A 25959-nucleotide genomic window follows, 5' to 3' on the forward strand; every position below is an offset into this window, starting at 1 on the left:
CATTGCGTCTTCGCGCGGCTCCAATAGATGAGTTTCCGCCGAAGACTTTACCCGACACGCCGCCGCTCGCATACGGCGAAGATTCTATCCCGTTTTAGGGAATAAGGTTGCGCAGGTCGAAGTCCTTGGCGAAGGCAAGCATCACGCCGCAGGCATTGGCCGACGACACACGCATCACGCCGTTGCCGACCACGGTCGGGAACTTGCTCTTCTGCAAGGCCTGCTGCGCACGCTCCTCGTCCTTCACGCGCACTACCATCCCGGCCAGGAACGGGCGCGGGGCGGTCAGAACCGGATCGCTGGTCCAGGCCCAATGCAGCGCCGCCGGGTCGGCCACCACGATGGGCGTGTCGCCAGTCGGCACAAGGCGCGCCGGGCCGCGCTGCTCCACCGAGGTCCCGAACAGCCGGGCGTAGGAGGCCGCCACGCCGTCCACATCGTCGGCCGCCACGACCAGAGCCGCCAGCCCGGCCGCCGAGTTCTCGTGCTCCACGTACTCCGGCCGCCAGACCACGTCGCGGGTGTGATGCTGGCACAGGAACGCGCGGCCCCCCGGCGTCTGCGAAGGATCGATCGGCGTGATGGAGAAGCGCGCGTCCCTCGTCCCCTCCGGCAGAGCCACCGGCCGGCCGAAATCCACCGCCTCCGACGCCGTGAACCCGGCCTCGACCAGTTGCCTCTGCGCCGCCCGCGCGTCGTCGGTCTTCAGCGCCACCGCCGCGATGCCCTCGCGCGCCTTCAGGAAGTCGCTGTAATGGGCGGTGACCGGGTGCGGTTCCTCGACCGCCAGCAGTTCGAGATAGTCGTCCGCGCCGAACATGATGGTGTGGTTGATCGACTTCAGCTCGGTGTGCCGACCCTGGGGCGTGATCGTGAAGCCCAGCTTGGCGTAAGCCTCGCGCGCCTTCTCCAGATCGCGAACCGCGATGACGAGATGGTCGATGCCGTTGATGCCGTGTGCGCCCATACCCCCAACCCCTTCCCGTTCGCCGGTCAGTCCTGAATGTCCTTCCAGCGATAGAGCAGCAGCATGCCGCGGGCAAGCGTCCGCGCAATGCCGTGGAACGGCAGCGGCTTCAGACCGGACAGCGGGATCGGCAGTTCCGCGGCCGGGCGCCCCTTGCCGTACTCCGCCAGTTCCTTGCCCATGGCCGTGCCCAACGCCACCGCGCGCCCGTTGCAGCCGATCCAGGCGACCACGCCCGGCGCCAGTTCATGCAGGCGCGGCAGGCGCTCCGGCGTCATGCCGATGTAGCCCCACCAGACATAATCGAATCCGATGTCGCCGATCAGCGGATAGACCCGCTTCAGCCGTTCGCCGATTCGGGCTTTCAGGCGCCGTTCCGAATCCACGTCGAACACCAGCGCGCCGCCGGTGACCAGCCGCCCCTGCGCGTCCTGGCGGAAGAAGTACAGGTCGCCCTGCGTGTCCGACAGCGCGTGCCCCTGCGGCAGGACCGAGCGGCGGACCTCCTCCGGCAGGGGCTTCGTGGCCATCTGGTAGGAGCGCACCGGGACGATGGTCTGCGCCAGCTTCGGCCACAGCGCGTCGCTGTAGGCGTTCGTCGCCAGCACGACCTTCTTCGCGACCACGCTGCCGCGCGGCGTCGTCACCCGCCAGCGCTCGCCCGCCTGGGTCAGGCTGGTCGCCGGACTGCCCGCGTAGACAATGGCACCCGTCTGCACCGCCGCCCGCGCCATTCCGCGCGCGAGGGCCAACGGGTTGATCCGCCCGCCCGAGCAGTTCTGCCACCCGCCGAACCAAGTACGCGACCCGGTGATGGCCTCGCACTGTTCCCGGTCCAGCAGGTCCACCGGCGCGCCGCGCCGCCCCCACTGCTCCGCCCGTTTGCGGGAGATGGCAAGGCGGCTCGGGCGATGCGCCGGCTGCACCCAACCGTTCTGTACCGCCTCGCACTCGATGCCGTGCTTGGCGACCAGCCCGAACAGCAGGTCCGGCGCGTCCTTCAGCACCCGCACGAACTGCTCGCCTTTCGCCTCGCCCCACAGGGCAACGAGGTCGTCCGGATCGGCGCGGGTCAGCGTCGGGATCACCTGCCCGTTGTTGCGGCCGGAAGCGCCCCAGCCGGGCTCCGCCGCCTCCAGCACGACGGCCTTCACGCCGGCCTCGGCCAGATGCAGCGCCGTGGACAGGCCGGTGAATCCGCCGCCGACGATGGCGACGTCCGCCTCCACCTCGCCGTCCAGCGACGGCAGGACCGGGGCCGGCGGGGCGGTCTTCGCCCACAGCGACGGCGGCAACGCGACGGTTGAGGTCAATGCACATGCCCTCCGAGATAGGCGGCGCGAATGCGCGGGTCCTCGGCCAGTTCAGCCGCCGGTCCCTGCAAGACGATGCGCCCGGATTCCATCACATAGGCCTGATCGGCCACACGCAGCGCCGCCTTGGCGTTCTGTTCGACCAGCAGGATCGCCGTCCCCGCCTCGCGGATCGCGGCGACGAGGTCGAAGATCTGCCGCACCAGCTTGGGCGCGAGGCCCAGCGACGGTTCGTCCATCAGCAGCAGGCGCGGGCGACCCATCAGAGCGCGCCCGACGCAGAGCATCTGCTGCTCGCCGCCCGACAGCGACCCGGCCTTCTGCGTGAAGCGCTCCTGAAGGCGCGGGAACAGCCCGACGATGCGCTCCAGATCCTCCTCGTAGGCGCGGCCTGTGCGCGGCCCGGCGCCGAGCTTCAGGTTTTCCAGCACCGTCATGTTGGAGAAGATCTGCCGCCCTTCCGGCGCCTGACAGATGCCCAACCGCACGATCTCGTCGCTGCGCAGGCCGTTGATCGGCTTGCCGTCCAGCCGGATGTCGCCGCCCGTCACCTTGTAGATGCCGGAGATGGCGCGCATCAGCGTCGTCTTGCCGACGCCGTTGGAGCCCAACACCGTCACGATCCCGCCCTCGGGCACGTCCAGCGACACGCCCTCCAGGATCGGCTGCGCGCCCATGGAGACGCGCAGGTCGCGGATTTCCAGAAGCTGGCTCACGCCGCGTCCTCCTCGTCCTCGTCGCCGCCGAGATAGGCCTCCAGCACCGCCGGATCCTTGCGCACCTCGGCCGGCGCGCCGTCGGCGATCTTGCGGCCCGACGCCAGCACCATCACCCGCTGGCAGATGCCCATGACCAGCGTCATGTCGTGCTCCACCAGCAGCACGGTCAGCCCCTCCGTGTGCAGCCCCTTGATGAAGCTCGCCAGCTCCGCCGTCTCACTGTCGTTCAGACCGGCCGCCGGCTCGTCCAGGATCAGCAGTTTCGGACCCAGCGCCAGCGCCCGCGCGATCTCCAGATACTTGCGCTTGCCATAGCTGAGATTCGCCGCCAGCTCGTGCCCCTGCCCGGCCAGCCCGACGCGCTCCAGCGCCGCCCAGGTCCGCTCGCTGACCTCGCGCGCGTCGGCCTCGCCCTTGGCCCCCCGGAGCAGCGACCGCCAGGGCGAATGCCCGACCGCGCCGATCGCACCGACCGACACGTTGTCGAACACCGTCATGTTCGGGAAGATGCGCAGGTTCTGGAAGGTTCGCCCCAGCCCGCGCCGGGCGACCCGCCACGGCTTCATGCCGGAGATGGTTTCCCCGCCGAACCGCACGCTCCCCTCGCTCGGCGGCGTGAAGCCGCTGATGAGGTTGAACAGGGTCGTCTTGCCAGCACCGTTCGGCCCGATCAGCCCGACCAGTTCGCCCTCGTTCACATGCCCCGACACGTTGTCCACGGCCAACAGACCGCCGAAGCGCCGGGTCAGGTTCTCGATCTCAAGAAGTGCCGCCATCACCGCCACCCAACCACGCCACGCACGCCCGGCTTCCACCCCGCCCCGAAGGACGAGCGCACCAGATTCAGCGCGGACACCTCACCAAACAACCCCTTGGGCAGCAGCAGGATGGAGAAGAACATCACGCAGCCCACCGCGATCATCCGCACGTCGCCCACCGGCCGCAAAGCCTCCGGCAGCACGATCAGCAGCACGGCACCCACCACCGCACCCGGCAGGCTGCCCAGGCCACCGACGACGATCATCGCCAGCACCAGAATGGACTCGCCGAACCGGAAATCGCCTGGGCTGATGTAACCGGTCGTGTGCGCCCACAGCGATCCGGCAATCCCCGCGAAGAAACAGGCGATGGCGAACACCTCGCCCTTTAGCCGCACCACGTCGATGCCCATGCTGTCGGCGCACTGGTCGTCCTCGCGCAGAGCCCGCAGGGCGTTGCCATAATAGGAATGTGTCAGCCGGTGCAGCACCCACAGCGAGGCCAGCATTACCACCGCGACCACCAGATAGCTGCCGAGATTCCCCGACAGGTCCAGCCCGAACACCTTGAAGGACGGAATCGCCGGAATGCCCATCGGCCCACGCGTGAAGTCCACCCAGTTCAGCAGCGTGCCGTAGATGATCTCGCCCATGCCCAGCGTGGCGACGGCGAAATAGATGCTGACCAGCCGCATCGTCGGCAGCGCCACCAGCACCCCACCGATGGCCGCCGCCACGCCCGCCAGCGGGATGGTCAGCAGGAACGGCACGCCGTACCGCGTCGCCAGCAGCGCCGCCGTGTAGGCCCCGATCCCGTAGAAGGCCGCGTGCCCCAGCGACAGCAGTCCGGCGACGCCGGTGATGAAGTTCAAGCTCGCCGCCAGGATCACGAAGATCATGGCGGTGATCGACACCCGGAACAGGTAGCCGGAGCCCATCACCTGCAACAAGGCGGGCAACAGCACCAGCACCGCCAGCCCGACAATCAGCGGAAGCCTAATGTTCTTAGACACGGTCGCGCGCTCCGCCGAAAAGCCCGGTCGGGAAGAAGATCAACGTCAGCAGCAGGAAACCGTAGGCGATCAGCTCGCTCCAGCCCTGCGCCAGGAATTCGGTCGCCACCGCCTCGGACAGACCCAGGAAGATGGCGCAGATGACCGCGCCCGGAATGCTGCTCAACCCGCCCATCACCATGGCGACGAAGGCCTTCACACCCGGCGCGAAGCCCATGTGCGGGAACACCGACCCGTAATAGAGCGCCACCAGAATACCGGCGACGGCGCCCATCACCGACCCGACCACGAAGGTCGCGATGATGGTGCGGTCCGTGTTGATGCCGACGTACTTGGCGCCCAGCGGGTTGTTGGCGACCGCGCGGATCGACAGCCCGATGCGCGTCCGGTACAGCAGGAACTGCAAGCCGGCGAACATGGCGACCGCCGCGCCGAAGATCACGAACTGCCCGGTGGAGAAGGACAGATCCCCCACCTGAATGGGTTCGGTCAGCTGCGCCTCGAACGGCACGGGGCGCATGGCGCCGCCGAACAGCTTCTCCACGATTTCGCGCACGACGATGGACACGGCGAGCGAGGAGAGCAGCGTCGCCTCGCGCATCGCCTTGGATTTCAGCGACGCCTCGTCCTGGAACCGGCGGAAGGGTTTGAAGGCCAACCGCTCCAATCCGAATCCAGCCACGGCGCCCACGGCCATGACGAACAGGACGACCGCGATCAGCGGCGGCGCGAACGCGGTGATCAGCACCACGCCCGCATAGGCCCCGACCATGTAGACCTCGCCATGCGCGAAGTTCACCACGTTCAGCACGCCGAAGATCAACGTGAATCCGATGGCGATCAGCGCATAGACCAGCCCCACGGAGAACCCGTTGACGAGCTGCTGGACGAAAAAGGCGTCGAACATTGAAAAGCCCCGGAAATGGGCCCCCATCCCAACCTTCCCCCACCTTCGGCGGGGGAAGGAGCCCCAAATCCCCTCCCCCGTCGAAGATGGGGGAGGGTTAGGGTGGGGCCCAGCGCGTTACGTTACTTCACCAGCGTGAACTGACCGCCCTTGATCTCCATGCGGGCGAGCTGCTTGGACGGCTCGCGGGTCTGAGGATCGAAGGTGGTCTCGCCGGTCACGCCGGGGAAACCAGCGGTCTGGGCGAGCGCGTCGCGCAAGGATTTGCGGTCCACGTTCGGGCCGACCTTGGCGATGGCGGCCAGCATGATGTTGGTCGCGTCATAGGCCTGGGCGGCGAACATGGTCGGGTCGGCCTTGTAGCGGGCCTTGTACTCGTCCACGTAGGCCTTCACGACCGGCTCCGGGTTGTCCACGGCGAAGGTGGTGGACAGCTTCAGCCCGTCGGCGGACGGACCGGCCAGCGCGACCAGCTTCGGCGAGTAAAGCGAAGAGGTCGCGTAGGTCGGGATCTGCACGTTCAGCTGGCGGCGCTGCTGCATCAGCGTGGCGCCGTCCTCGTCGAACATGCCGAGGTAGATGGCGTCCGGCCGTTCGCGAGCGATCTTGGTCAGGATGGTGCGGAAGTCGCGGTTGCCGGGGTTGTAGAACTCGACGGCCGTGATCTGCCCGCCGTTCTTCTCCACCGCGTCCTTGAAGTTGGAGACGACCGACTGGCCCCAATCGTTCTGGATGGCGATGACCGCGATCTTCTTCTTGCCCTCGCCCAGCGCCCACTTGGCGACGAACGGGCCTTCATAGGCCTGGGTGGTGATGTTGCGGAACTGCCATTCGCTGATCTTGACGTAGTCCGGGTGCGAGGCGGTCTGCGACAACTGCGGCACGCCCGCCTGCGCGTAGACCTGCGCGGCGGCCATCGACACGGTCGAGGAGAAGTCGCCCAAAACGCCGACGATTTCCTGATCGTCCACGAACTTCTTGGCGATGTTCACGCCTTCCTTCGCGTCGTTCTTGCTGTCCTCGAACTTCAGGACGACGGTGGCCCCCGGCAGCTTGCCGGACTTGTTGAACTGCTCCACCGCCATGGTGGCGGAGTTGCGGAACACTTCGCCGTACTGCGACATCTCGCCGGTCAGCGGGGCCTGATAGCCAAGCGCGATGGTTTTCTGCGCCAGCGCCGGCACCGCCGAGGCGGCGACGGCGACACCGGCCAGAGCGCCCAGGATCGTCTTCGCAATGGTCATGGTCTTGTCTCCTCTCACTCGGCAGCGAATCACTGGGCGGGATTGCCCGGACGGACGCGCAGGATGCAGCACCCCTCGCGGCCCGGCTTCCACGTCTCACCCTCGAAGGTGAAACCGGCGGCTTCGAAGGTGCCATTGTCCACCTGGCCCGCGATGGCGCACATGTTCGCCAGCTCGTCGGGCGGAAGGCCATGCTCCTCCCACGCTTCCTTCAGCGGGCAGCGCTTGAAGGCGATGTCCAGGCCGCCGGAGTCGCAGCGGGTCACCACCGGTTCGAACATCTTGCCGTGGTCGGGCACGAAGTCGAGGAAGGCGGTCTTCAGCCCCTCGAAATCGGCCGGCGCGTAAGCGGCGAAGCGCGCGCCCACCTCGGCCCCCCGTTCCCGGATCGCCTTGGCGAGCGTCTTGGCCGCGGATTCCGCGCCATGCTCGCGCGCCAGTTCACGATAGATCGCGAGATAGAACAGCGCCCGGTTCTTCAGCGAGCCGCGCAGCTGTTCGCGCAGATCTTCTTCCTCGGTCATGGCCATCCTTCGAACCCCATAAATTCACACCGTTCGACCGCCAAATCATAAGGCAGCGAAGGGGTGCCAGCCATCACCCTATTTCGTGCCGGACAAAAGCGTCAACGCTTTCACACAAAACCATTCGGGACGCACCTCTCCGCCGTCCGCATATCACGGTATTTTTATGTTGTATTTTCGCGAGAAGAAGGCCGGATGCCCAAGCACCCGGCCCACAAGTTACGCACTGCTGACGGGAAATTACAGCGCGGCCCTTACAACGCGGCTTGAAGTTCCGGCAATGCCTTGAACAGGTCGTCCACCAAGCCGTAATCGGCCACCTGGAAGATCGGCGCTTCCTCGTCCTTGTTGATGGCGACGATGACCTTGCTGTCCTTCATGCCGGCCAGATGCTGGATGGCGCCGGAGATGCCGACCGCGACATAAAGGTCCGGCGCCACGATCTTGCCGGTCTGCCCGACCTGATAGTCGTTGGGCACGAAGCCCGAATCGACGGCGGCGCGGCTGGCGCCCACGGCGGCGCCCAGCTTGTCCGCAACGGCTTCCAGCAGCTTGAAGTTCTCGCCCGACTGCATGCCGCGCCCGCCGGAAATGACGATTCGCGCGGAGGTCAGTTCTGGCCGCTCGGACTTCGACAGTTCCGCCGAAACGAACCTGGACAGGCCCGAATCGCCGACACCCGTCACGGCCTCCACCGTCGCGGAGCCGCCCTCGCCGACCGGTTCGAAGGCGGTGGCGCGCACGGTGATGACCTTCACCGGATCGGCCGACTGCACGGTCGCGATGGCGTTGCCGGCGTAGATCGGCCGCTCGAAGGTGTCCGGCGAGACCACGCCGGTGATCTCCGAGATCATCGCCACGTCCAGCAGGGCCGCCACACGCGGCGCCACGTTCTTCCCCACCGAGGTCGCCGGCGCCAGCAAATGGCTGTAGCCCCGCCCCAGTTCCACCACAAGCGCGGCCAGCGGCTCCGGCAGGGCGTGCTCATAGGCCGCGTCGTCGGCCAGCAGCACCTTCGCGACGCCCGCGATCTTCGCGGCGGCGTCCGCCACGGTGCGTGCGTTGCGCCCGGCCACGAGGATGTGAACCTCGCCCCCGATGTCCCGCGCGGCGGTGACGGCGTTCAGCGTCGCCGGCTTCAGGGTGGCGTTGTCGTGTTCGGCAATCACGAGCGTAGCCATGTCAGATCACCCGCGCTTCGTTCTTGAGCTTGTCGACCAGGGCGGCCACATCGGCGACCTTGACGCCGGCCTTGCGCTTGGGCGGCTCGGCGACCTTCAGCGTCGTCAGGCGCGGCGCCACATCGACGCCGAGGCTGTCAGGCGTGATGGTGTCGATGGGCTTCTTCTTGGCCTTCATGATGTTGGGCAGGCTGGCGTAGCGCGGCTCGTTGAGGCGCAGGTCGGCGGTGACCACGGCGGGCAGCTTCAGCTCCACCGTCTCCAGGCCGCCGTCGATCTCGCGGGTGACGGTAAGGGAACCCTCGCCGGGCACGACCTTGGAGGCGAAGGTGCCCTGCGGCCAGCCGAGCAGGGCGGCAAGCATCTGGCCGGTCTGGTTGCAATCGTCGTCGATCGCCTGCTTGCCCAGAATGACCAGCGTCGGGCCTTCCTTGTCAACGAGGGCCTTGAGCACCTTGGCGACGGCCAGCGGCTGCGTTTCGGCGTCGGTCTGCACCAGGATGCCGCGATCCGCGCCCATGGCCAGCGCGGTGCGCAGCGTCTCCTGCGATGCCGCCGGGCCGACCGACACGACGATGATCTCCGAAGCCTTGCCGGCTTCCTTCAGCCGAACCGCCTCTTCGACGGCGATCTCGTCGAAGGGGTTCATGCTCATCTTCACGTTGGCGGTCTCAACGCCCGAACCGTCCGCCTTCACGCGAACCTTCACGTTGTAATCCACCACCCGTTTCACGGGCACCAGCACCTTCATGGTTCTTGTCTCCTCCCCTCGGGTTTTGTTCACGCCGCCATCGGCCGCTCGCGCCATGCGGCGACGAAGTCCGGCATGGGCGGCGACACCGCTTCTTCGCCCATCATCGCCAGCACCTCGGCCGGCGGCACCACGCCCCCGCGCGCCACGAAGGCCCCCTGAACCACCGCGAGGGCGGCCGTTCCCGTCGCGGTTTCCACGCGATGCTCGATGAAGAAATACTTGTCGTCCCAGCACAGGACCCGGCTGACCAGCTCGAACCGCTGGAAGGGGCGCAGGGGCCGGCGGAACCGCACGTTGGCGGCCCCGATCACCGGTTGCCAGCGCTGGCGCAGGATCGCCCGCCCCAAGCCGCAGCGCAGCATCATGTCCACCCGCCCCAGGTCCATGACGCTGAAATAGCGGGCGTTGGTCATGTGCATGTTGAAGTCGAGGTCGGTCGGCCAGACCCGAAAGCGCAGCCGGGCCGTCTCCAGGAATCCGCTTCCCCGGCCGGTCAGCGCCGCGATCACCACGGCGACCAAGCGGAACAGCAGGTTCATGGCACCCGCACCCCGCACACCCACTCAGCGGCCTTCATCTCCCCTCCGTCTCCTGACCGGAGCCCGGCGGGGCGGACGGTGCCGTCCCGCTCAGGCGCTCTTGTTCTTCGACCCGCGCTCGTCCAGCGCGGCGACGACCTGAGACTCGATGTCCTTCAGCTCCTCGACGGTCGCTTCCAGATCCTCGCGCTGCTGCTCCAGATCCTTCAGGCGGCTGTCGATCCGCTTCAACAGGACCTTCAGCTGTTCCACACCGCCGTCCACGTTGTAGAGATCCAGATATTCCCGAATCTCCGCCAGCGAGAAGCCCAGCCGCTTGCCCCGCAGGATCAGCTTCAGCCGGGCGCGGTCGCGCTTGGTGTAGACGCGGTTGTTGCCGACGCGGTTGGGCGACAGCAGCCCCTTGACCTCGTAAAAGCGAAGGGCACGCGGCGTGATGCCAAGTTCCTCCGCCAACTGATTGACCGTGTAGAGCTGTTCCATAGGGGGGCACGCCTTCGTTCACGTCGCGCCGACCGTCCTGTGGCGTTGATATATTTGTTCTCCACAGTCCCGGTCGGCGGTGCCGTTCGTAGCACACGAGCGGCGGTGTTACAAAGCCGTGCCCGTCTCTCCCCTCTCAACCCTCCGCCTTTTGCTGTGTTTCCGCGATCAGCTCCTTCTTGGACAGTTTGCCCACCGCGGTTTTCGGCAGTTCGGCGCGGAATTCGATGAACTTCGGCATCTCGATTCGCGAGATCTTGTCCCGCAGGAAGTCCTTCAGCTGCTCCGCCGTCATGGTGGCGCCGGGCTTCAACTGCACGAAGGCCTTGGGGCTCTGGCCGCGGTAATCGTCCGGCACGCCGATGACACAGGCCGCGATCACGTCCGGGTGCTGGTAGATGGCTTCCTCGATCATGCGCGGATAGACGTTGTAGCCACCGCAGATGATCAGATCCTTCAGCCGGTCCAGCAGGAAGACGTAACCCTCCTCGTCCATGATCCCGACGTCGCCGGTGAACAGGAAGCCGTCCACGATGGTGCGCGCCGTCTCGTCCGGCCGTCCCCAATAGCCGGCCATCACGTTGGGGCCGGACAGGGCGACCTGCCCCTTCTCGCCCGGCGGCAGCACCCGCGCCGGATCGTCCAGCGCCCGGATTTCGAAGGTCACGCCGGGCAGCGGCAGCCCGATGGAACCTTCCTTGTTCTCCCCCGTCAGCGGGTTGCAAGCGCAGACCGGCGACGCCTCGCTCAGCCCGTAGCCTTCCACCAGCACGCAGCCGGTTACCCCCTCGAACTGCCGCTTCAACTCCATGGGCAGCGGCGCCCCACCGGAGATGCAGTATTTGACGGAGGTCATCGGGTGGCGGGCCACGTCCGGGTGGCTCAGCAGCGCCTTGTACATGGTCGGCACGCCGGGCAGCAGCGTCGGTTTCCGGCGCGCGATGGTCTTCAGCACCTGCACCGCCTCGAACCGCGGCAGCATGACGATCTCCGCCCCGGCCGCCAGCCCCATGTTCAGCACCACGGTCATGGCGAAGACATGGAAGAAGGGCAGCACGGCCATCATCCGTTCCTGCCCCAGCGCGATGTCCGGGAACCACGCCAGCACTTGCCGGGTGTTCGCCACCAGATTGGCGTGCGTCAGCATCGCCCCCTTCGGCACGCCGGTCGTCCCGCCGGTGTATTGCAACACGGCCACGTCCCGGTGCGGATCCACCTTGACCGGCGAGAACACCCCGTCGTTCGCCAGCAGCGCATCGAAGTCCATATGCCGCGAGTCGTTCGGGATGGCGGCCAGTTCGCTGCGCTTCAGAACGCGGAACAGCACGCTTTTCACCGGCGGCAGGATCGACGCCATCCGGCAGACCACGACCGTCTTCAGCCGCGTCCGCCGCAGCATCGCCTCGATGCGCGGGTAGATCTGCTTCAGATCGAGCGTGACCATGATCTCGGTCCCGGAATCCTCGATCTGGTGCTCCAACTCCCGCTCCACGTAGAGCGGGTTGTAGTTCACCACCGTGCCGCCGGCCTTCAGGATGCCGAAATAGGCGATCACGTAGGTCGGCGTGTTCGGCAGGCACAGGCCGACCTTCACGCCCGGCTTCACTCCCAGTGCCGCGAAGCCCTTGGCCGCCCGGTTCACCAGAGCCCCGACCTCGGCGTAGGAGTAGCGCCGCCCCAGGAAGTCCAGGCAGGGCCGCGCGGCGAAGCGCACCGCCGCCTCGTCGAACAGCTCCGACAGCGGCACCACCGGAATCGGCTGGTCCCACTCGATCCGGGGCGGGTAGCTGTTCAGCCAAGGCCGCCCGTTGGCCCCGCCCTTCGACGCGTTGCGCGCAAGATTCTCGGTCATGTCCGATCCTCCCATCCGTATTTCGCGGGCGGTCAGCCGATGCGGTGGCGGGAGGCGGAATCGCGTTGAGGGAATTCGGGCGTGGCGGCGTTCAGCATGATTTCACTCCCCATATTCCGGGTTCCCTGGATCGGTTTTGCCGTGGCGTATCTCGCCGTCTTGGCTGCCGGGAACGTTTTGGTTATGACGTTGACGTAAACGTAAAGCGCGCCTACTGTCAAGACCTGTCGCACACGACTTTTCGGAGAAAGATCGCCCTATGGTTGAGGACATCGTGCGGGAGCTTCAGACCCGCTCCACCAGCTTCCGTGGCCTGAACGCCGCCGTGCGCTTCGCTCTGGAGACCGGCGACGTGGTTCGGGTGGACGCCCGCAACACCCCCGTCGCCATCAGCCGCGAGGACGGCGAGGCTGACTGCACCATCCGCATCTCGGCGGAGAACCTGAAGAAGCTGATGGACGGCCGCCTGAACCCGATGCTGGCCTTCACGATGGGCAAGCTGAAGGTGGACGGCTCCATGGGCATCGCACTGAAGCTGGCCCAGCTGCTCGACGAGTAAGAACCGGACGGCGGCAGCAAGCCGCCGCCAACCCCAGGGAGGAAACAACGATGAAGCACGCGTTCCGTGCCACCCTCGCCGCTGCCTTGGTTCTGGCGGCGGCATCCGCCGAGGCCGCCGGCCCGCGCACCCTCACCTACCAGATCCTGATGGGCGACGACCCGGTCGGGACCGAGACGGTCCGGCTGGAGCCGCAGGGCGACACGCTGAAGGTCTCCGTCAACGCCACCACGCGGGTGAAGGTGCTGTTCCTCAACTTCCGCTACGACCACCAGCGGGAGGAGGTGTGGAAGGGCGGCGCCCTCGATTCGGTCCGCGCCAAAACGGACGACGACGGCACGCCCCACGCGCTGGAAATGACCCGGCGCGGCTCCGGCTACGCCGTCACGGTGGACGGCAAGACCGGAGAGGCCCCCGCCAACGCCCTGCCCCTCACCCTCTGGACGCCGGAGGTGCTGAAGCGCCCGGTCTTGCTCTCGGTCATCGACGGCAAGCCCAACAACGTCCACGCCACCGACCTCGGCCCAACGTCCCTGGACATCGCCGGCCGCCGTGTCGAGGCCCGGCACCATCGGATCAACGGCGACGTGGAACGCGATCTTTGGTACGCCGCCGATGGCACGCTGCTGAAGACCACCTTCAAGAAGAGCGGCTACGATGTTACCTACATCCTCAAGTGACCCAACCTTGAGGCCGTGATGCCGATTTTCGTGTTCCCCGACGATCCGACCTGGAACGAGGAGGCCGACGCTGTCGAATTCGCGGTCGAGGTCGGGGAATACCACGGCCAGGTCTTCATCCCGCGCCGCGCCCTGCAATCCCTGGTCGGCCACACGCCGAAGCCGGAGGAAGCGTTGCAGTTCGTCTGCATGAACCGGCCGGTCTTCGACAAGGCGGTCGAGGCGCGGATCACCGACCGCAACCTCGACCCCGACGCCAACATCCACCTCACCGCGCGGGACGTGCGGCGGGTGTTTCCCCAATAGTTAGATGCTGTAGTTGTCGGCGATCCCGCTGCGCAGCTGCTCGACCTGCTCACGGAAAACCACGCCTTCGCGGCCGGGCTCGTTGCGCACGTCGCGCACGATGCGGGCCGGGCTGCCGCCCAGAACGATGATCCGGTCGGCGAGGTGAACCGCCTCCTCCAAGTCGTGGGTGACGAAGAGGATGGTCTTGCCGGTCTCGCGGTGGATGCGGCGCAACTCGTCCTGAAGGCTGTGCCGGGTGATGGCGTCGAGCGCGCCGAACGGCTCGTCCATCAGCAGGATGTCGGGATCGACGGCCATGGCGCGGGCGATGCCCACGCGCTGCCGCTGCCCGCCGGACAGCTCGTAGGGCCAACGCTTCCCATAGTCGTCGAGGCGGACGAGGCGCAGGGCCTCGGCCACGCGCTCATCACGCTCGGCCTTGGAAACGGGCAGCCCTTCCAAGCCAAGCTGGACGTTCCTGGCGACCCGGCGCCAGGGCAGCAGGCGCGGATCCTGAAAGACGAGGCCGACCGGACGGTGACCCGGCTTGTCCGACTGGTGGATGGTCACCGCCCCGCCGCGCGCCGTGTGCAGCCCGGCGACCACGCGCAGCAGCGTGGACTTGCCGACGCCGGACGGGCCGACGATGGCGACGAAGCTGCCGCGCTCGATGGACAGGTCCACCTCGACCAGCACCGGCGGGGTGTCGGCGCCGTAGCCGATGGCGACGCCGCGCAGGTCGATGACGGCTTCCTTCACCCCGGCCCTCGCCTTTTCAATTACCGTTGCCATGCGAGCACCCGCTGCTGAACCTGCATGAACAGGAAGTCGCACACGCCGTAGAGAGCGGCGATGGTCACCATGTAGAGCACCACGATGTGGGTGGCGAGCAGGCCCGACGCGTCGGACATGCGCATACCGAGGCCGGCGATGCCGAACAGCTCCGCCGCCACCACGGTCATCCAGCCCTGACCCAACCCGGCACGCACGCCGGACAGGATGCCGGGGAGAGCGCCCGGCAGGATGATCTTGAACAGGCGCGGGATCAGCCCGCCCTGGCCGAAGGCATAGCCAAGCTCGATCAGGTCCTTGTCCACGCCGCGCACGGCGGAATAGGCGGCGTAGTAGTTGATCCAGAAGACCGTCAGGGCGATCAGGAAGGTCGCCGCCGCCTCGCTGACCCCGAACCAGATGATGGCGAAGGGAATCCAGGCGATGGAGGGGATGGGGCGCAGCATGCGCACCACCCACGCCTGGAAGGCGTCCCACCAGCCCCACAGCGCCGCCGCCGCGCCGGCCGCGACACCGAGGAAGGTGCCCAACAGCAGGCCCGTCAGGTAATGCGACAGGCTGGCAACCACCATCCGCTGCCAGGTTCCGCTCTGGAACTCGGCGATGAAGGCGCCGGGGACGGCGCTCGGTGACGGGATCAAGCGGGCGGGCACGACGCCGCTCCGCGCCAACACTTCCCAGGCGATCAGGAAAGCGCCGACGCCGAGCGCCGACAGCACCAGCGACGTGTGGAGCTTGAGGGGCGCCGGCTTCATTACTTGCCGACCGCCGCGTCGTAGAAGCGGAAGTCGAAGGCCTCGGCGACCGGAATGGTGCCCTCGGCGGAGCCGATTTCCTTGGCGTAGGCCATCATGTTCTCGACCGCCGGAACGACGCCGCGCGGGTCGGCCACGAACTTGGAACCGGGCGAGCGGAAGGCCGCTTCCAGGGTCGCCGGCTCCATCAGGCCCTTGCCCAGATACTCGTTCGCCACCTTGGCGGAGCGGGCCGGATCCTTGGCGATCAGATCGACGGCGCGGACGTGCGCCTTGATCAGCTTGTTCAGCGCCTCGGCGTTGTCCTTGATGACCGGGCCACGCGCGGCGATGACGGTGCCGGGCTGGTTCGGGAACATCTCGGCACCCGTGGCCAGCAGCGCGACGTTCGGGTCCATCTGCTTGGTGACGGTGACCGTCGGCTCGCGGATCGTGGCGGCGTCGAGCGCGCCGGCCAGCAGGGCCTGCTGGGTCTTCTCGATGCCCATGGAGATGATCTCGACGTTCGCCGGATCGACCTTCACGACCTTGAACAGCCAGTGGCGCAGCACCGTGTCGGGGACGGAGCCCGGCGGCTGGGTGCCGATCTTCACCTTGCGGCCGTTGTCGGCGACGAACTTGGCGAAGGACTCCGGGGTGGCTTTGCCGCCCAACGCCTTGGCGAACTGCCCACGGCTGGCGACGACCATTTCCTCCACGGCCGAGTTGGCGATGACCGACACGTCCGCGCCCTTGGACCGGGCGACGAGGACGGGAGCGACGCCGGCGTAGAGCAGATCGATCTGGCCGGCGGCCATCGCCTGGATGGCGTGCGGGCCTGATTCGAAGCGGGTGAGCTTCAGGTTGATGCCGGCCTCACGCGCCCAGCCCTCGCCATCGACGATGAACAGCGGCGCGGCGGCGAGGATCGGGATGTAGCCGACCTCCAGCTTCACCGGATCCGCGGCGCGGGCCATGCCCGGCGCGAGAGCGGCAAGGGACGTAAAGGCGGCCAGCGCCAGCATCGCGGAGCGTCGGGTCAGGGTCGTCATCTCGTCCATCCTATGGGGAATGCCCAGCCTATTTAGCATGGATCACGCCGGATGGAAGAGATGAATTTACATATGATGCGGAGGTGATTGTATATTTTACTGTTTTGTTATGTTTTTCTAGATGCGGCAAAGCGACCATCGTGCAGCAGGTGCGCAACGATGACGCCTTCCCCACCGTCCGGTGGGGAAGATTGGGATGGGCGATTGCATTCGGAGACTGTTGTCATTCCATAAGACAACCGTCATCCCCGCGAAGGCGGGGATCCAGCGAGAGCCGCGATAGCGGCGACATGAGTCATAAGGCTCGCGGACGCTCGCTTCTGGATTCCCGCCTTCGCGGGAATGACGGCTTTCCCCTTGGCAGGATGATAATCTCCGAATGCAATCGCCCTGTAAGTTGGGATGGGGCCCACCGCTGGCGCTTTTACACCCGGCCCTGCGTCACGGCGGCCTTGCCGAACGCGCGGTCGATGTAGTCGAGCAGTTCGTCCAGCGCCTCGGCGCGGCTCAGCACGCCGGTGTCGATGGTCAGTTCGGCGGTTTCCGGGGCCTCGTAAGGCGCGGAGATACCGGTGAATTCCGGGATGGCGCCGGCGCGGGCCTTCTTGTAGAGGCCCTTGGGGTCGCGGCTCTCGCAGGTGGCGAGGTTGGCGGCCACGAAAACCTCATGGAAGCGGTCGCCGCCGATGGCGCGTGCGCGTGCGCGGTCGGCCTGGAGCGGGGAGATCAGCGAGGCGATCACCAGCATGCCGGCGTCGGCGAACAGCTTCGCGGCCTCGGCCACGCGGCGGATGTTCTCCGATCGGTCTGCGGCGGAAAAGCCGAGGCCGGCGTTCAGGCCGTTGCGGACGTTGTCGCCGTCCAGGACGAAGACCTGCCAGCCGCGTTCGAACAGCGCGCGTTCCGCCGCCATGGCCAGCGTTGACTTGCCCGCACCCGACAGGCCGGTCATCCACAGGATGCCGCCCCTGTGGCCGTTGGCGGCGGTGCGTTCCTCCACCGCCACGGCGTGGGAGACTTGGGTCAGATTGGCGGCGGCCAACGGGCGCGGCAGGTCGAGAAGGGCGTTCATCGGGCAATCCCCGTCGAGAAGGTGTGAATGCCGCATTCGGTCTTGGCGCTGCCCGCCCAGCGGCCCGACCGGATGTCGGCGCCGGGGGCGACCCGCTCCGTGCAGGTGAAGCAGCCGATGGAAAGAAAGCCGTCGGCCTCCAGCGGGTGGCGCGGCAGGTCGCGGCGCGCGAATTCCTCGTCAAGCCGCTCGCGGTCCCACGACGCCAGCGGGTTGATCTTGATCCGGCCGTTCGCCTCCTCGAACAGGGGCAGCGCGGCGCGGGTCGTCGACTGGAAGCGCTTGCGCCCGGTGACCCAGGCGTCCAGCCCGTTCAGCGCGCGTTCCAGCGGCACGGTCTTGCGCAAATGACAGCAGGCGTCGTGCGAGCGGGTGAACAGCAACCCATCGCTATCGCCGGCCGCAATGTCCTGCGGCGTCGGCCCGACCTCGCGCACGTTGGTGAGGCCCAGCGCCTTCACCAGCTGGTCGCGGTAGCGCAGGGTCTCGCCAAACAGCTTCCCGGTGTTCACGAAGATCACCGGGAAGGACGGGTCCGCCTCTGCCGCCAGCGCCAGCAGGACCGCCGATTCCGTCCCGAAGGACGAGACCAGAGCGATCCGCCCCGGAAACGCGTTCCGCGCGAGGGCGCCGAGGAGCGCCGCACCTTCCAGATCCCCGTAACGGGCATTCAGCTCCGCCACTTGGATCGCGGTCTTATCAAGAGCAAGTCCTTCGGGCATCGGCTTATTGTCTATCTACACAGTGGGTTGTATATGACAATTTGCACAATATCACTCGACCCACGGTGTTGCAACGCAAATACATTTCCTATTTGTGTTATAGGTTTATGTGGTTTTGTGAAATGTGTTGATTGAACCACGTTACCACGCTTAAATACTGCCATGACGCATATCCACGCTGCCATTTGTGTGATTTTCGGGAGGCGCCGGTGATCCCCATCGCGCTGGATCCCGGCCGCGTGCGCATCGCGCTCGCGGGGCAAGGGCCTTTGGCTCACAAGCGGTTGGCCCAGCTTCTGGACGGCGGCGCGCGGCCGGCGGTCTATGCGCCGGAGCCGGACGCGGATTTCACAGCTTTGGCGGGAGATCGTCTGGTACGGTCCCTTCCCTCCCCCGACGATCTGGCGGGGGTGCGAGTGCTGTTCGTCGTCGGGCTGGAACCGGACGTGGCCGAGGGTTTGGCAACGCAGGCGCGAGAGCTGGGCGTTTTGGTGAATGTGGAGGACGTCGTTCCCTTGTGTGATTTCCACGCGCCCAGTGTGGTCCGTCGCGGCGACCTGCTGCTGACCGTCTCCACGGGCGGCAAGAGCCCCGCGTTGGCGCAGATGGTGCGCGAACGTTTGGAGGCCCTGTTCCCGGCCGCCTGGGCGGAGCGGATCGCGGAGATCGCGGCGCTGCGCGACCGGCTGCGGGCGGAGGGCGCCAGGGGAGCGGACGTGATCCGCGCGACGCGGGACTTCATCACCGGAAAGGGGTGGCTGCCATGACCGTTCCCTTCGCCGCGAAACTTCCCGTGTTCGAGCCGGGGACCGTGTGGCTGGCCGGGGCCGGTCCGGGCGATCCGGGGCTGCTGACCCTGCTGGCCGCCAAGGCACTGGCCGAGGCCGACGCCATCGTGCATGACGCGCTGGTCGGCGACGGCATCCTGGACATGGCGAACCCCGGCGCTGAGCTGATCGACCTCGGCAAGCGGGCCGGGCGCCCCTCGCCCAAGCAGGAAGAGATCAACGCGCGGCTGGTGGAATTGGCGCGGCGGGGCCTGCGCGTTCTGCGGTTGAAGGGCGGCGACCCGTTCGTCTTCGGGCGCGGCGGCGAGGAATGCCTGGCGCTGGCCGAGGCGCGCATCCCCTTCCGCGTGGTGCCGGGCGTAACGTCGGGCATCGGCGGGCTGGCCTGCGCGGGCATTCCGGTGACGCACCGGGGCTTCGGCACCACGGCGACCTTCGTCACCGGGCACGACAAGGCCGGCGGGCTGCCGGCCGATCTGGATTGGGACGTTCTGGCCCGGATGCCCGGCGCCCTGGTGTTCTACATGGCGCTCGGCACCATGGAGGCGATCGCGGAGCGGCTGGTCGCCGCCGGCAAGCCGGCCATGACCCCGATCGCCATCGTCTCCAGCGCCAGCACCGAGGCGCAGAGCGTCATCGAGACCAACCTTGCCCATTGCGCCCGCGACGTGGTCCGGCTACAGGCCAAGCGCCCCGCCATCATCGTGGTCGGCGAGGTGGTGCGGCTGCGCGGCTGGATCGGCGAATGGCAGCAGACGGTTGGACATCAGTTTTCAAAAACCGCCGTGTCGGCGTGAGTGACTATGGAGGATGACATGGCGTTGAAGGCCATCACCGCAAACCGGCTGCGCGACGGCACCGTCGTGTTCCTCGGGGCCAATTCCACGTGGGTCGAGCAGTTGGCCGACGCGGCTCTGTTCGAGGGCGCGGAGGCCGACGCGCCCCTGGCCGCCGCCAAGGCGCAGGCCGAGGGCGAGCAGTTCGGGGTGGACGTCTACGCCTTCGACGTCACCGTCGCGGACGGGGAAATCCTGCCCGTGAAGGCCCGCGAGCGCATCCGCGCGCTCGGCCCCTCCGTCCGCACCGACCTCGGCAAGCAGGCTGCTGCCTGATCTCCTCATCAAGGGCGAGTTCCATGAACCACATCGCGCCCGGCGCTCAGGCCGGGGTCTACCGCTACGACGAGATCGACCGCCAGTTCGTGGCGGAGCGCGTCGAGCAGTTCCGCGCCCAGGTCGCCCGCCGCCTGTCCGGCGAGCTGACCGAGGAGGAGTTCAAGCCGCTGCGGCTGATGAACGGCCTGTACCTCCAGCTGCACGCCTACATGCTGCGCATCGCCGTGCCGTACGGCGTCATGACCTCCAAGCAGTTGCGCAAGCTGGCGGAGATCGGGCGCAAGTACGACAAGGGCTACGGCCACTTCACTACGCGCCAGAACCTGCAGTTCAACTGGATCAAGCTGGAGGAAACTCCGGAAATCCTGAACGAGCTGGCCGAGGTGGACATGCACGCGCTGCAGACCAGCGGCAACTGCGTGCGCAACGTCACCACCGACCAGTTCGTCGGCGCCGCCCGGGACGAGATCGTGGACGGCCGCGTTTACGCCGAAATCCTGCGGCAGTGGACGACGCTGCACCCCGAATTCACCTATCTGCCGCGCAAGTTCAAGATCGCCATCATGGGCGCGGAGAGCGACCGCGCGGCCCTGCGCACCCACGATGTCGGCGTGCTCGCCAAGCGCAACGAGGCGGGTGAGCCGGGCTTCACCTTCTACGTCGGCGGCGGTCTCGGCCGTTCGCCCTTCGTCGGCAAGCTGATCCGCGAGTGGGTGGCCGAGGAGGACTTCGTCGCCTACCTCGAAGCCGTCCTGCGCGTCTACAACCAGTACGGCCGGCGCGACAACATCTACAAGGCGCGCATCAAGATCCTCGTCCACGAGCTGGGCCAGGAGAAGTTCACGGCTGAGGTCGAGGAGGAGTTCGCGCGGCTGCGCGGGCCGAAGTACCGCCTCGACCCCGAACTGGTCGCGGAGATCCGCAAGCGCTTCGGCGCCCCGGCCTTCGAGACGCTGCCAACGGTGTCCGACAGCTTTGAAAAGGCCAAGGCGCAGAACGCCGCCTTCGCCCGCTGGGTCGGCGTCAACGTGGCCGAGCACAAGGCGCCGGGCTACGCCATCGCCACCATCTCGCTGAAGCCGGCCGGCGGCATCCCCGGCGACGCGACCTCGGAGCAGATGGAGCTGGTTGCCGACCTCGCCGAGCGCTACAGCTTCGGCGAGATCCGTGTCAGCCACGCCCAGAACCTCGTGCTGGCGCACGTCCGCCAGGACGACCTGTTTACGGTCTGGCAGGCGCTGGAGGCCAACGGCCTCGGCACGCCGAACGCCGGGCTGATCGGCGACATCATCGCCTGCCCCGGCCTCGACTACTGCGCGCTGGCCAACGCCCGCTCGATCCCACTGGCCCAGGACATCTCAGCGCGCTTCGCCGATCCGGTCCGCCAGCAGGCCATCGGCGAACTGGGCATCAAGATCAGCGGCTGCATCAATGCCTGCGGCCATCACCACGTCGGCCACATCGGCATCCTCGGCGTGGACAAGAAGGGCGAGGAATTCTACCAGATCACCGTCGGCGGCGACCCGACCCTGACCACGGCCATCGGCGACATCCTCGGCCCGGCGATCACCGCCGACGAGACGGTGGACGCCATCGAAGCCATCGTCGAGGTCTATTTGGCGACCCGCAGCGACGGGGAACGCTTCCTCGACACCCTCAAGCGCATCGGCCACGGCCCGTTCAAGGAGAGAGTCTATGCCGCTCATTAAGGACGGCCGCATCGTCGAAGACGGCTGGACTACCGTCGCGGACGGCGAGGCCGTGCCCGCCGACCGTCCGGCGATCATCAGCTTCGAGCGCTGGCAGGCCGAGCGCGACGGCTTCGCCGGCCGCAACGCCGCGCTGGGCGTGCGGGTGAAGAGCGGGACGCTGGCCCCGGCCATCGCTGCGGACCTGGACCGCTTCGCCCTGATCGCGGTGGAGTTCCCGAAGTTCCGCGACGGCCGGGGCTTCTCGACCGCCCGCGAACTGCGGGAGCGTTACGGCTATCGGGGGGAAATCCGCGCGGTCGGGCACGTCATCCCCGACCAGTACCGCTTCCTGGTCCGCACCGGATTCACCTCGGTCGAGGCGCCGGAATGCACCAACGAGGCGAGCTGGGCACACGCGCTGACGGAAATCACCGTGGCCTTCCAGCCGAGCCTGGACGAAACCCAGCCGGTGTCCCTGTTGCGCCGCCGCTACGGGGCATGACGTTGCGTCCCCTCTCCTGGCGGGACCGGGAGAGGGGCACACGCCCACCGCCGATCACCGGCGGAACAGGAACTCGCGGCCGACCTTCACGCGCTTCTCACCGTCGTATTCGATGATGTCGGCGGTGGCGTAGGTCTCGGTCCAGCGTTCGGGCAGATAGCTGCCGGTGCCGATCACGTCCACCGGCGCGTTGGCCTCCGCCATCAGGCGGCACTTGGCCGGACCGAAGCCGGAACTCGCCACGATCTTCACCGCCGGGAAGCCGGCCTCGTCCAGCTTCTCGCGCACGTAATGGATCGCCGCCGCCGACACGCCGGTGCCGATCAGGTAGCGCAGCTGCGTCTCGTCGCGATAGCCGCGGATGGCGTGCGGCGCGTGCCGCTCCAGCACCGCGTAGGACCCCGGCGGGTCCAGCCCCTCGACGAAGCGCCCGCCCGGCGTGTCCAGCCGCACGGCCAGCTTGCCCTGCGCCGCCAGTTCCGGAAAGCGCCGGCAAACCTCCAGCCCGTCGGTGATCTCGCGGCCGAAGTAATCGACCAGCACGGTCAGCGGCAGGTCGGGGAAGGTCTCGTGGAACATCTCCGCCGCGCGCACGGTGGAACCGGCATAGCCGATCAGCGCGTGCGGCATGGTGCCCATGCCCTTCTTCTGGCCGAAGAAATGGGCGGTGGCGTCGGTGGCGTTGCCGATGAAACCCTTGGCGCCGACCTTCCGCTTGGCCCGGTCGGACCCGACGGAGGCGGCGTAGGCCATCATCTCCTCCATCTCCGTGCCGGCGCAGTGGCGCGCCTCCATGGCGAGGAAGGCCACCTTCGGCAGGTCCGCGCACATGGTGAAGGCGTTGTACGCTCCAACACAGGCCGGCCCGAGCTTCTGGAGGATGATCGTTTCCGTGTCCACCAGATGGTAGAAGCTGCCGGTGATGTACATGATCGGCTCACCGGCGCCGACCCACTTGCCCTCGGGGTACATCAGCTCGACGTCCACCTCGAATCCGCGGTCGCGCGCCACGGCTTGCAGCCATTCGATGGCGAGTCGCGGCGCGCAGACCACCGGGCGGCGCATGAAGACGGCGTAGGTGACCCTCTTGTCGCCGAACTTGCCGACCGCCTCCTTGGTCCGCTTGAAGTAGGTGTCGGTCCATTCCGCGATCGCCGGGGCAGAGGGGTGACTGGCCGGCGTCCGGTTTTTGGTCTCATCCATGGCGGTGTCCTTCGTCTTCCCGCTCTTGCCCTTCCCACGGTACCGGGTCGCGGCCCCTCGCTTTGGGCGGGAACGGCGATCCGGTTGGAAAACCAGCATTATACGCCCTAAGCCTCCGGTGGAAGAGGCTTCATCCCTGTAAACGGCGCGCAAGCGGCGGCGTTGCGCCTCGGTTCCGGATTGTTGACGGCATCCGCTCAACCAAGCGAACACACGAAAAATCCATTACGAATTTCGAACCATTTCAAAACCAAACACCAGAGAAACAACGGCCGACCTTCCGACAAGAGTTACCTCGCATTCAATAGTATAAAATACCCGAATTTGACACTGCCTCCGGCTTCTTCCAACATATCCCTCAAGACAAGAGTTTCATGACTTGGGCACGGGGCGAAGAGGCACATCATGAGCGACGCCGTCATTGACAGGGCCGAATCGCCGTCGATGCCCGACCGGGTCGGAAGCAAGGTCATCCTGGCTCTTCTTGCGGTGCTTGTCACTTTGACCGCTGCCGGCGCCGGGGGCATCTTCCTGCTGAAGCCCGGCACGGCCCACGCCGGCCGTCCGGTGGCGGAAGCGGTGCGGCCCGTCGCCAACTACGCCCGTCTGCCGACCATGAACTTCACGTTGAGCGACGGCAACCGCCTGCACGAACTCCGCGTCCGCGTGGTGCTGGAGATGGATCCGGCGGTGGAGGCCAAGGCCGTCGATTCGTTCGTTCCACGGATCACCAACGCCCTCAGCACCCGCATGCTGGACGTGGATCCCGCCGAACTGCGCGGCGGCGAAGGCTCCCTCTTCATCAAGGACGCGGTGATGCAGACGGCGGCCAAGGAAATGCGTCCCCTGAAGGTCCGCCAGGTGCTGGTGCAGGAGATGCTTTTGCGCTGAGCCTCCCAAACCTACATCCTCTTCAAGCGAACCCTGCCCCCTCGACAGGGCGTCCGGAATGCGGAACACTCCGGACCAAACGAAAAACGGGATGTAAGGAGACGGCTGTGGCCGAGTTCGATTTCGACCTCTTCACCATCGGTGCGGGCTCCGGCGGCGTCGCGGCAAGCCGGCGCGCGGCGGCCATGGGCGCCAAGGTCGCCATCTGCGAGGGCAGCCGGGTCGGCGGCACCTGCGTGATCCGCGGCTGCGTGCCGAAAAAGCTGCTGGTCTACGCCTCCCAGTTCCGTGACGCGTTCGAGGATGCCTGCGGCTACGGCTGGGACAGCCACGTGCCCGCCTTCGACTGGCCGACCCTGATTTCCCGCAAGGACAAGGAAATCGACCGGCTGAACGGCATCTACATCAAGATGCTTGAGAATTCCGGCGTCACGCTGTTCACCGGCTTCGGCCGCCTGATCGACCGCCACACGGTGGAGGTCGCGGGCAAGCGCTACACCGCCAAAAACATCCTGATCGCCACCGGCGGCTGGCCGTCGCTGCCGAAGATTCCCGGCATCGAGCACGCCGTCACCTCCAACGAGGCGTTGCAGCTCGGCACCCTGCCCCACTCCGTCATCATCCTCGGCGGCGGCTACATCGCGGTGGAGTTCGCCGGCATCTTCCGTGGCCTCGGCGCCGAAGTGACCATCATGATTCGCGGCGAGGAGCTGCTGAACGGCTTCGACGACGACATCCGCATCACGCTCGCCCAGGAAATGCGCAAGCGCGGCATCAACATCGTCGCCCGCACCAAGCCGGAGAAGATCGAAAACGGCCACGGCGGCTTCACCATCACCGACCATCTGGGGCGGGAGCATTCGGCCGGCCTCGTCATGGCGGCGACCGGCCGGCGCCCGAACACCCGCGACCTCGGCCTGGAGGACGTCGGCATCGCGCTGGACGAGGCCGGCGCCATCCGCGTGGACGAGTATTCGCGCACCAACGTCGACAACATCTTCGCCGTGGGCGACGTGACCGACCGCATGGCGCTGACCCCCGTCGCCATCGCGGAGGGCCGCGCCTTCGTCGAGACGGTCTTCAACGACAACCCGACCAGCATCAGCTACGCCAACATCCCGACGGCGGTCTTCTCCGTCCCGCCGCTCGGCACCGTCGGCCTGACGGAGGCGGAGGCGCGGGCCAAACACCCGAAGATCGACATCTACAAGGCCGGCTTCCGCCCGATGAAGCACACCATGTCCGGCCGCGACGAGCGGGTGCTGATGAAGCTGATCGTGGACGGCGACAGCCAGCGCGTGCTCGGCTGCCACATGATGGGCATGGACGCGCCGGAGATCGTGCAGGGCCTGGGCATCGCGCTGAACTGCGGGGCCACCAAGCGCGATTTCGACCGCACCATCGCCCTGCACCCCTCGACCGCCGAGGAGTTCGTCCTGATGCGCGAGAAGGTTGCGTAATTTCAGGGCTAAGATCTCAGTTTCGGGGCCGGGGTTTTGGAACGCTTCTAAAGCGCCTGCTGTTGTGGGCGGGACAGCGTTTCCGGCCCGGCCCCGATCTTCCTCTTTCGGACGGTCCGGAGACCTCCTTCCCCTCTGCAACCGAGCGCGAGGAAT

Annotated in this window: 29 protein-coding genes; 10 read left to right on the forward strand and 19 right to left on the reverse strand. The window is 67.0% G+C overall.

Annotation, left to right across the window (positions count from 1 at the left end):
- Positions 1-94: 94 nt before the first annotated feature.
- The 13 genes from J2852_RS08825 to J2852_RS08885 form a co-directional block, all read right to left on the reverse strand.
- Positions 95-967, reverse strand: coding sequence for a VOC family protein (locus J2852_RS08825; RefSeq protein ID WP_209874005.1), 873 nt, complete (start codon positions 965-967; stop codon positions 95-97).
- A 26-nt stretch (positions 968-993) separates the two neighbouring features.
- Positions 994-2280, reverse strand: a complete 1287-nt coding sequence (locus J2852_RS08830) for an NAD(P)/FAD-dependent oxidoreductase (protein ID WP_211112151.1) — start codon at positions 2278-2280, stop codon at positions 994-996.
- Positions 2277-2996, reverse strand: a complete 720-nt coding sequence (locus J2852_RS08835; RefSeq protein WP_343206700.1) for an ABC transporter ATP-binding protein — start codon at positions 2994-2996, stop codon at positions 2277-2279. Before J2852_RS08835 ends, J2852_RS08830 begins: the two co-directional genes overlap by 4 nt.
- The gene (locus J2852_RS08840) at positions 2993-3775 is read right to left on the reverse strand and encodes an ABC transporter ATP-binding protein (RefSeq protein ID WP_209874008.1); all 783 of its coding nucleotides are present in this window, start codon (positions 3773-3775) and stop codon (positions 2993-2995) included. Before J2852_RS08840 ends, J2852_RS08835 begins: the two co-directional genes overlap by 4 nt.
- Positions 3775-4770, reverse strand: a complete 996-nt coding sequence (locus J2852_RS08845; protein WP_343206701.1) for a branched-chain amino acid ABC transporter permease — start codon at positions 4768-4770, stop codon at positions 3775-3777. The genes J2852_RS08840 and J2852_RS08845 overlap by 1 nt, the downstream gene beginning before the upstream one ends.
- The gene (locus J2852_RS08850; protein WP_209874010.1) at positions 4763-5677 is read right to left on the reverse strand and encodes a branched-chain amino acid ABC transporter permease; all 915 of its coding nucleotides are present in this window, start codon (positions 5675-5677) and stop codon (positions 4763-4765) included. Before J2852_RS08850 ends, J2852_RS08845 begins: the two co-directional genes overlap by 8 nt.
- Before the next feature lie 122 nt (positions 5678-5799).
- Positions 5800-6921, reverse strand: a complete 1122-nt coding sequence (locus J2852_RS08855) for an ABC transporter substrate-binding protein (RefSeq protein WP_209874013.1) — start codon at positions 6919-6921, stop codon at positions 5800-5802.
- 29 nt (positions 6922-6950) lie between these two features.
- The gene (locus J2852_RS08860) at positions 6951-7445 is read right to left on the reverse strand and encodes an L-2-amino-thiazoline-4-carboxylic acid hydrolase (RefSeq protein ID WP_209874015.1); all 495 of its coding nucleotides are present in this window, start codon (positions 7443-7445) and stop codon (positions 6951-6953) included.
- Between the two features lie 254 nt (positions 7446-7699).
- Positions 7700-8626 carry an electron transfer flavoprotein subunit alpha/FixB family protein gene (locus tag J2852_RS08865; protein ID WP_209874018.1) on the reverse strand — a complete coding sequence of 309 codons (927 nt, stop codon included), beginning with the start codon at positions 8624-8626 and terminating at the stop codon, positions 7700-7702.
- 1 nt (position 8627) lies between these two features.
- Positions 8628-9377: an electron transfer flavoprotein subunit beta/FixA family protein gene (locus J2852_RS08870; protein ID WP_209874021.1), complete on the reverse strand. Its 750-nt coding sequence runs from the start codon at positions 9375-9377 to the stop codon at positions 8628-8630.
- A 29-nt stretch (positions 9378-9406) separates the two neighbouring features.
- Positions 9407-9919, reverse strand: a complete 513-nt coding sequence (locus J2852_RS08875) for a thioesterase family protein (RefSeq protein ID WP_209874024.1) — start codon at positions 9917-9919, stop codon at positions 9407-9409.
- A gap of 90 nt (positions 9920-10009) precedes the next feature.
- On the reverse strand, positions 10010-10402 hold the full coding sequence (locus tag J2852_RS08880; RefSeq protein ID WP_209874027.1) for a MerR family transcriptional regulator: 393 nt from the start codon (positions 10400-10402) through the stop codon (positions 10010-10012).
- Between the two features lie 136 nt (positions 10403-10538).
- Positions 10539-12254: a long-chain-fatty-acid--CoA ligase gene (locus J2852_RS08885; protein ID WP_209874030.1), complete on the reverse strand. Its 1716-nt coding sequence runs from the start codon at positions 12252-12254 to the stop codon at positions 10539-10541.
- A gap of 259 nt (positions 12255-12513) precedes the next feature.
- Between J2852_RS08885 and J2852_RS08890 the strand changes: the two genes are divergently transcribed.
- The 3 genes from J2852_RS08890 to J2852_RS08900 are packed head-to-tail and all read left to right on the forward strand — an operon-like array spanning position 12514 to position 13799.
- Positions 12514-12813, forward strand: coding sequence for an SCP2 sterol-binding domain-containing protein (locus J2852_RS08890; protein ID WP_209874033.1), 300 nt, complete (start codon positions 12514-12516; stop codon positions 12811-12813).
- Positions 12814-12863: 50 nt separating this feature from the next.
- Positions 12864-13493, forward strand: coding sequence for a DUF6134 family protein (locus tag J2852_RS08895; protein WP_209874036.1), 630 nt, complete (start codon positions 12864-12866; stop codon positions 13491-13493).
- Between the two features lie 18 nt (positions 13494-13511).
- Positions 13512-13799, forward strand: a complete 288-nt coding sequence (locus J2852_RS08900) for a DUF1488 family protein (RefSeq protein WP_209874039.1) — start codon at positions 13512-13514, stop codon at positions 13797-13799.
- On the opposite strand, the gene J2852_RS08905 is transcribed toward J2852_RS08900, so the two are convergent.
- The 5 genes from J2852_RS08905 to J2852_RS08925 all read right to left on the reverse strand — a co-directional run bounded on the left by J2852_RS08905 (position 13800) and on the right by J2852_RS08925 (position 18153).
- Entirely contained in the window at positions 13800-14573 is a 774-nt protein-coding gene (locus tag J2852_RS08905; protein ID WP_209874042.1) for an ABC transporter ATP-binding protein, read from the reverse strand.
- On the reverse strand, positions 14561-15328 hold the full coding sequence (locus J2852_RS08910) for an ABC transporter permease (RefSeq protein ID WP_209874045.1): 768 nt from the start codon (positions 15326-15328) through the stop codon (positions 14561-14563). Before J2852_RS08910 ends, J2852_RS08905 begins: the two co-directional genes overlap by 13 nt.
- Positions 15328-16359: an ABC transporter substrate-binding protein gene (locus tag J2852_RS08915; RefSeq protein ID WP_209874048.1), complete on the reverse strand. Its 1032-nt coding sequence runs from the start codon at positions 16357-16359 to the stop codon at positions 15328-15330. The genes J2852_RS08910 and J2852_RS08915 overlap by 1 nt, the downstream gene beginning before the upstream one ends.
- 424 nt (positions 16360-16783) lie before the next feature.
- Complete coding sequence (gene cysC, locus J2852_RS08920; RefSeq protein ID WP_425514360.1) at positions 16784-17431, reverse strand: adenylyl-sulfate kinase; 648 nt, start codon at positions 17429-17431, stop codon at positions 16784-16786.
- Positions 17428-18153: a phosphoadenylyl-sulfate reductase gene (locus J2852_RS08925; RefSeq protein WP_209874050.1), complete on the reverse strand. Its 726-nt coding sequence runs from the start codon at positions 18151-18153 to the stop codon at positions 17428-17430. Before J2852_RS08925 ends, cysC begins: the two co-directional genes overlap by 4 nt.
- 209 nt (positions 18154-18362) lie before the next feature.
- Between J2852_RS08925 and J2852_RS08930 the strand changes: the two genes are divergently transcribed.
- From J2852_RS08930 to J2852_RS08950, 5 genes are read left to right on the forward strand one after another with little or no spacing between them, the layout of a single operon-like run.
- Positions 18363-18920: a precorrin-2 dehydrogenase/sirohydrochlorin ferrochelatase family protein gene (locus J2852_RS08930; RefSeq protein WP_209874053.1), complete on the forward strand. Its 558-nt coding sequence runs from the start codon at positions 18363-18365 to the stop codon at positions 18918-18920.
- Positions 18917-19738, forward strand: a complete 822-nt coding sequence (gene cobA, locus J2852_RS08935) for a uroporphyrinogen-III C-methyltransferase (RefSeq protein ID WP_209874056.1) — start codon at positions 18917-18919, stop codon at positions 19736-19738. Before J2852_RS08930 ends, cobA begins: the two co-directional genes overlap by 4 nt.
- A gap of 18 nt (positions 19739-19756) precedes the next feature.
- Positions 19757-20053, forward strand: a complete 297-nt coding sequence (locus J2852_RS08940; protein WP_209874059.1) for a DUF2849 domain-containing protein — start codon at positions 19757-19759, stop codon at positions 20051-20053.
- A 23-nt stretch (positions 20054-20076) separates the two neighbouring features.
- On the forward strand, positions 20077-21765 hold the full coding sequence (locus J2852_RS08945) for a nitrite/sulfite reductase (protein WP_209874061.1): 1689 nt from the start codon (positions 20077-20079) through the stop codon (positions 21763-21765).
- Positions 21752-22249, forward strand: a complete 498-nt coding sequence (locus tag J2852_RS08950; RefSeq protein ID WP_209874064.1) for a DUF934 domain-containing protein — start codon at positions 21752-21754, stop codon at positions 22247-22249. Before J2852_RS08945 ends, J2852_RS08950 begins: the two co-directional genes overlap by 14 nt.
- A gap of 54 nt (positions 22250-22303) precedes the next feature.
- Here the strand turns inward: J2852_RS08950 and J2852_RS08955 are convergent, their stop codons facing one another.
- Entirely contained in the window at positions 22304-23452 is a 1149-nt protein-coding gene (locus J2852_RS08955; protein ID WP_209874067.1) for a nicotinate phosphoribosyltransferase, read from the reverse strand.
- Between the two features lie 405 nt (positions 23453-23857).
- Between J2852_RS08955 and J2852_RS08960 the strand changes: the two genes are divergently transcribed.
- Both J2852_RS08960 and gor read left to right on the forward strand, forming a co-directional pair.
- Entirely contained in the window at positions 23858-24343 is a 486-nt protein-coding gene (locus tag J2852_RS08960) for a flagellar basal body-associated FliL family protein (protein WP_209874070.1), read from the forward strand.
- A gap of 107 nt (positions 24344-24450) precedes the next feature.
- A complete protein-coding gene (gene gor, locus J2852_RS08965; RefSeq protein WP_209874073.1) occupies positions 24451-25803 on the forward strand; it encodes a glutathione-disulfide reductase in 1353 nt (450 codons plus the stop codon).
- The last annotated feature ends 156 nt before the right edge of the window (positions 25804-25959 follow it).

The organism is Azospirillum soli (genome assembly GCF_017876165.1).
In the GTDB taxonomy this organism is placed as follows: domain Bacteria; phylum Pseudomonadota; class Alphaproteobacteria; order Azospirillales; family Azospirillaceae; genus Azospirillum; species Azospirillum soli.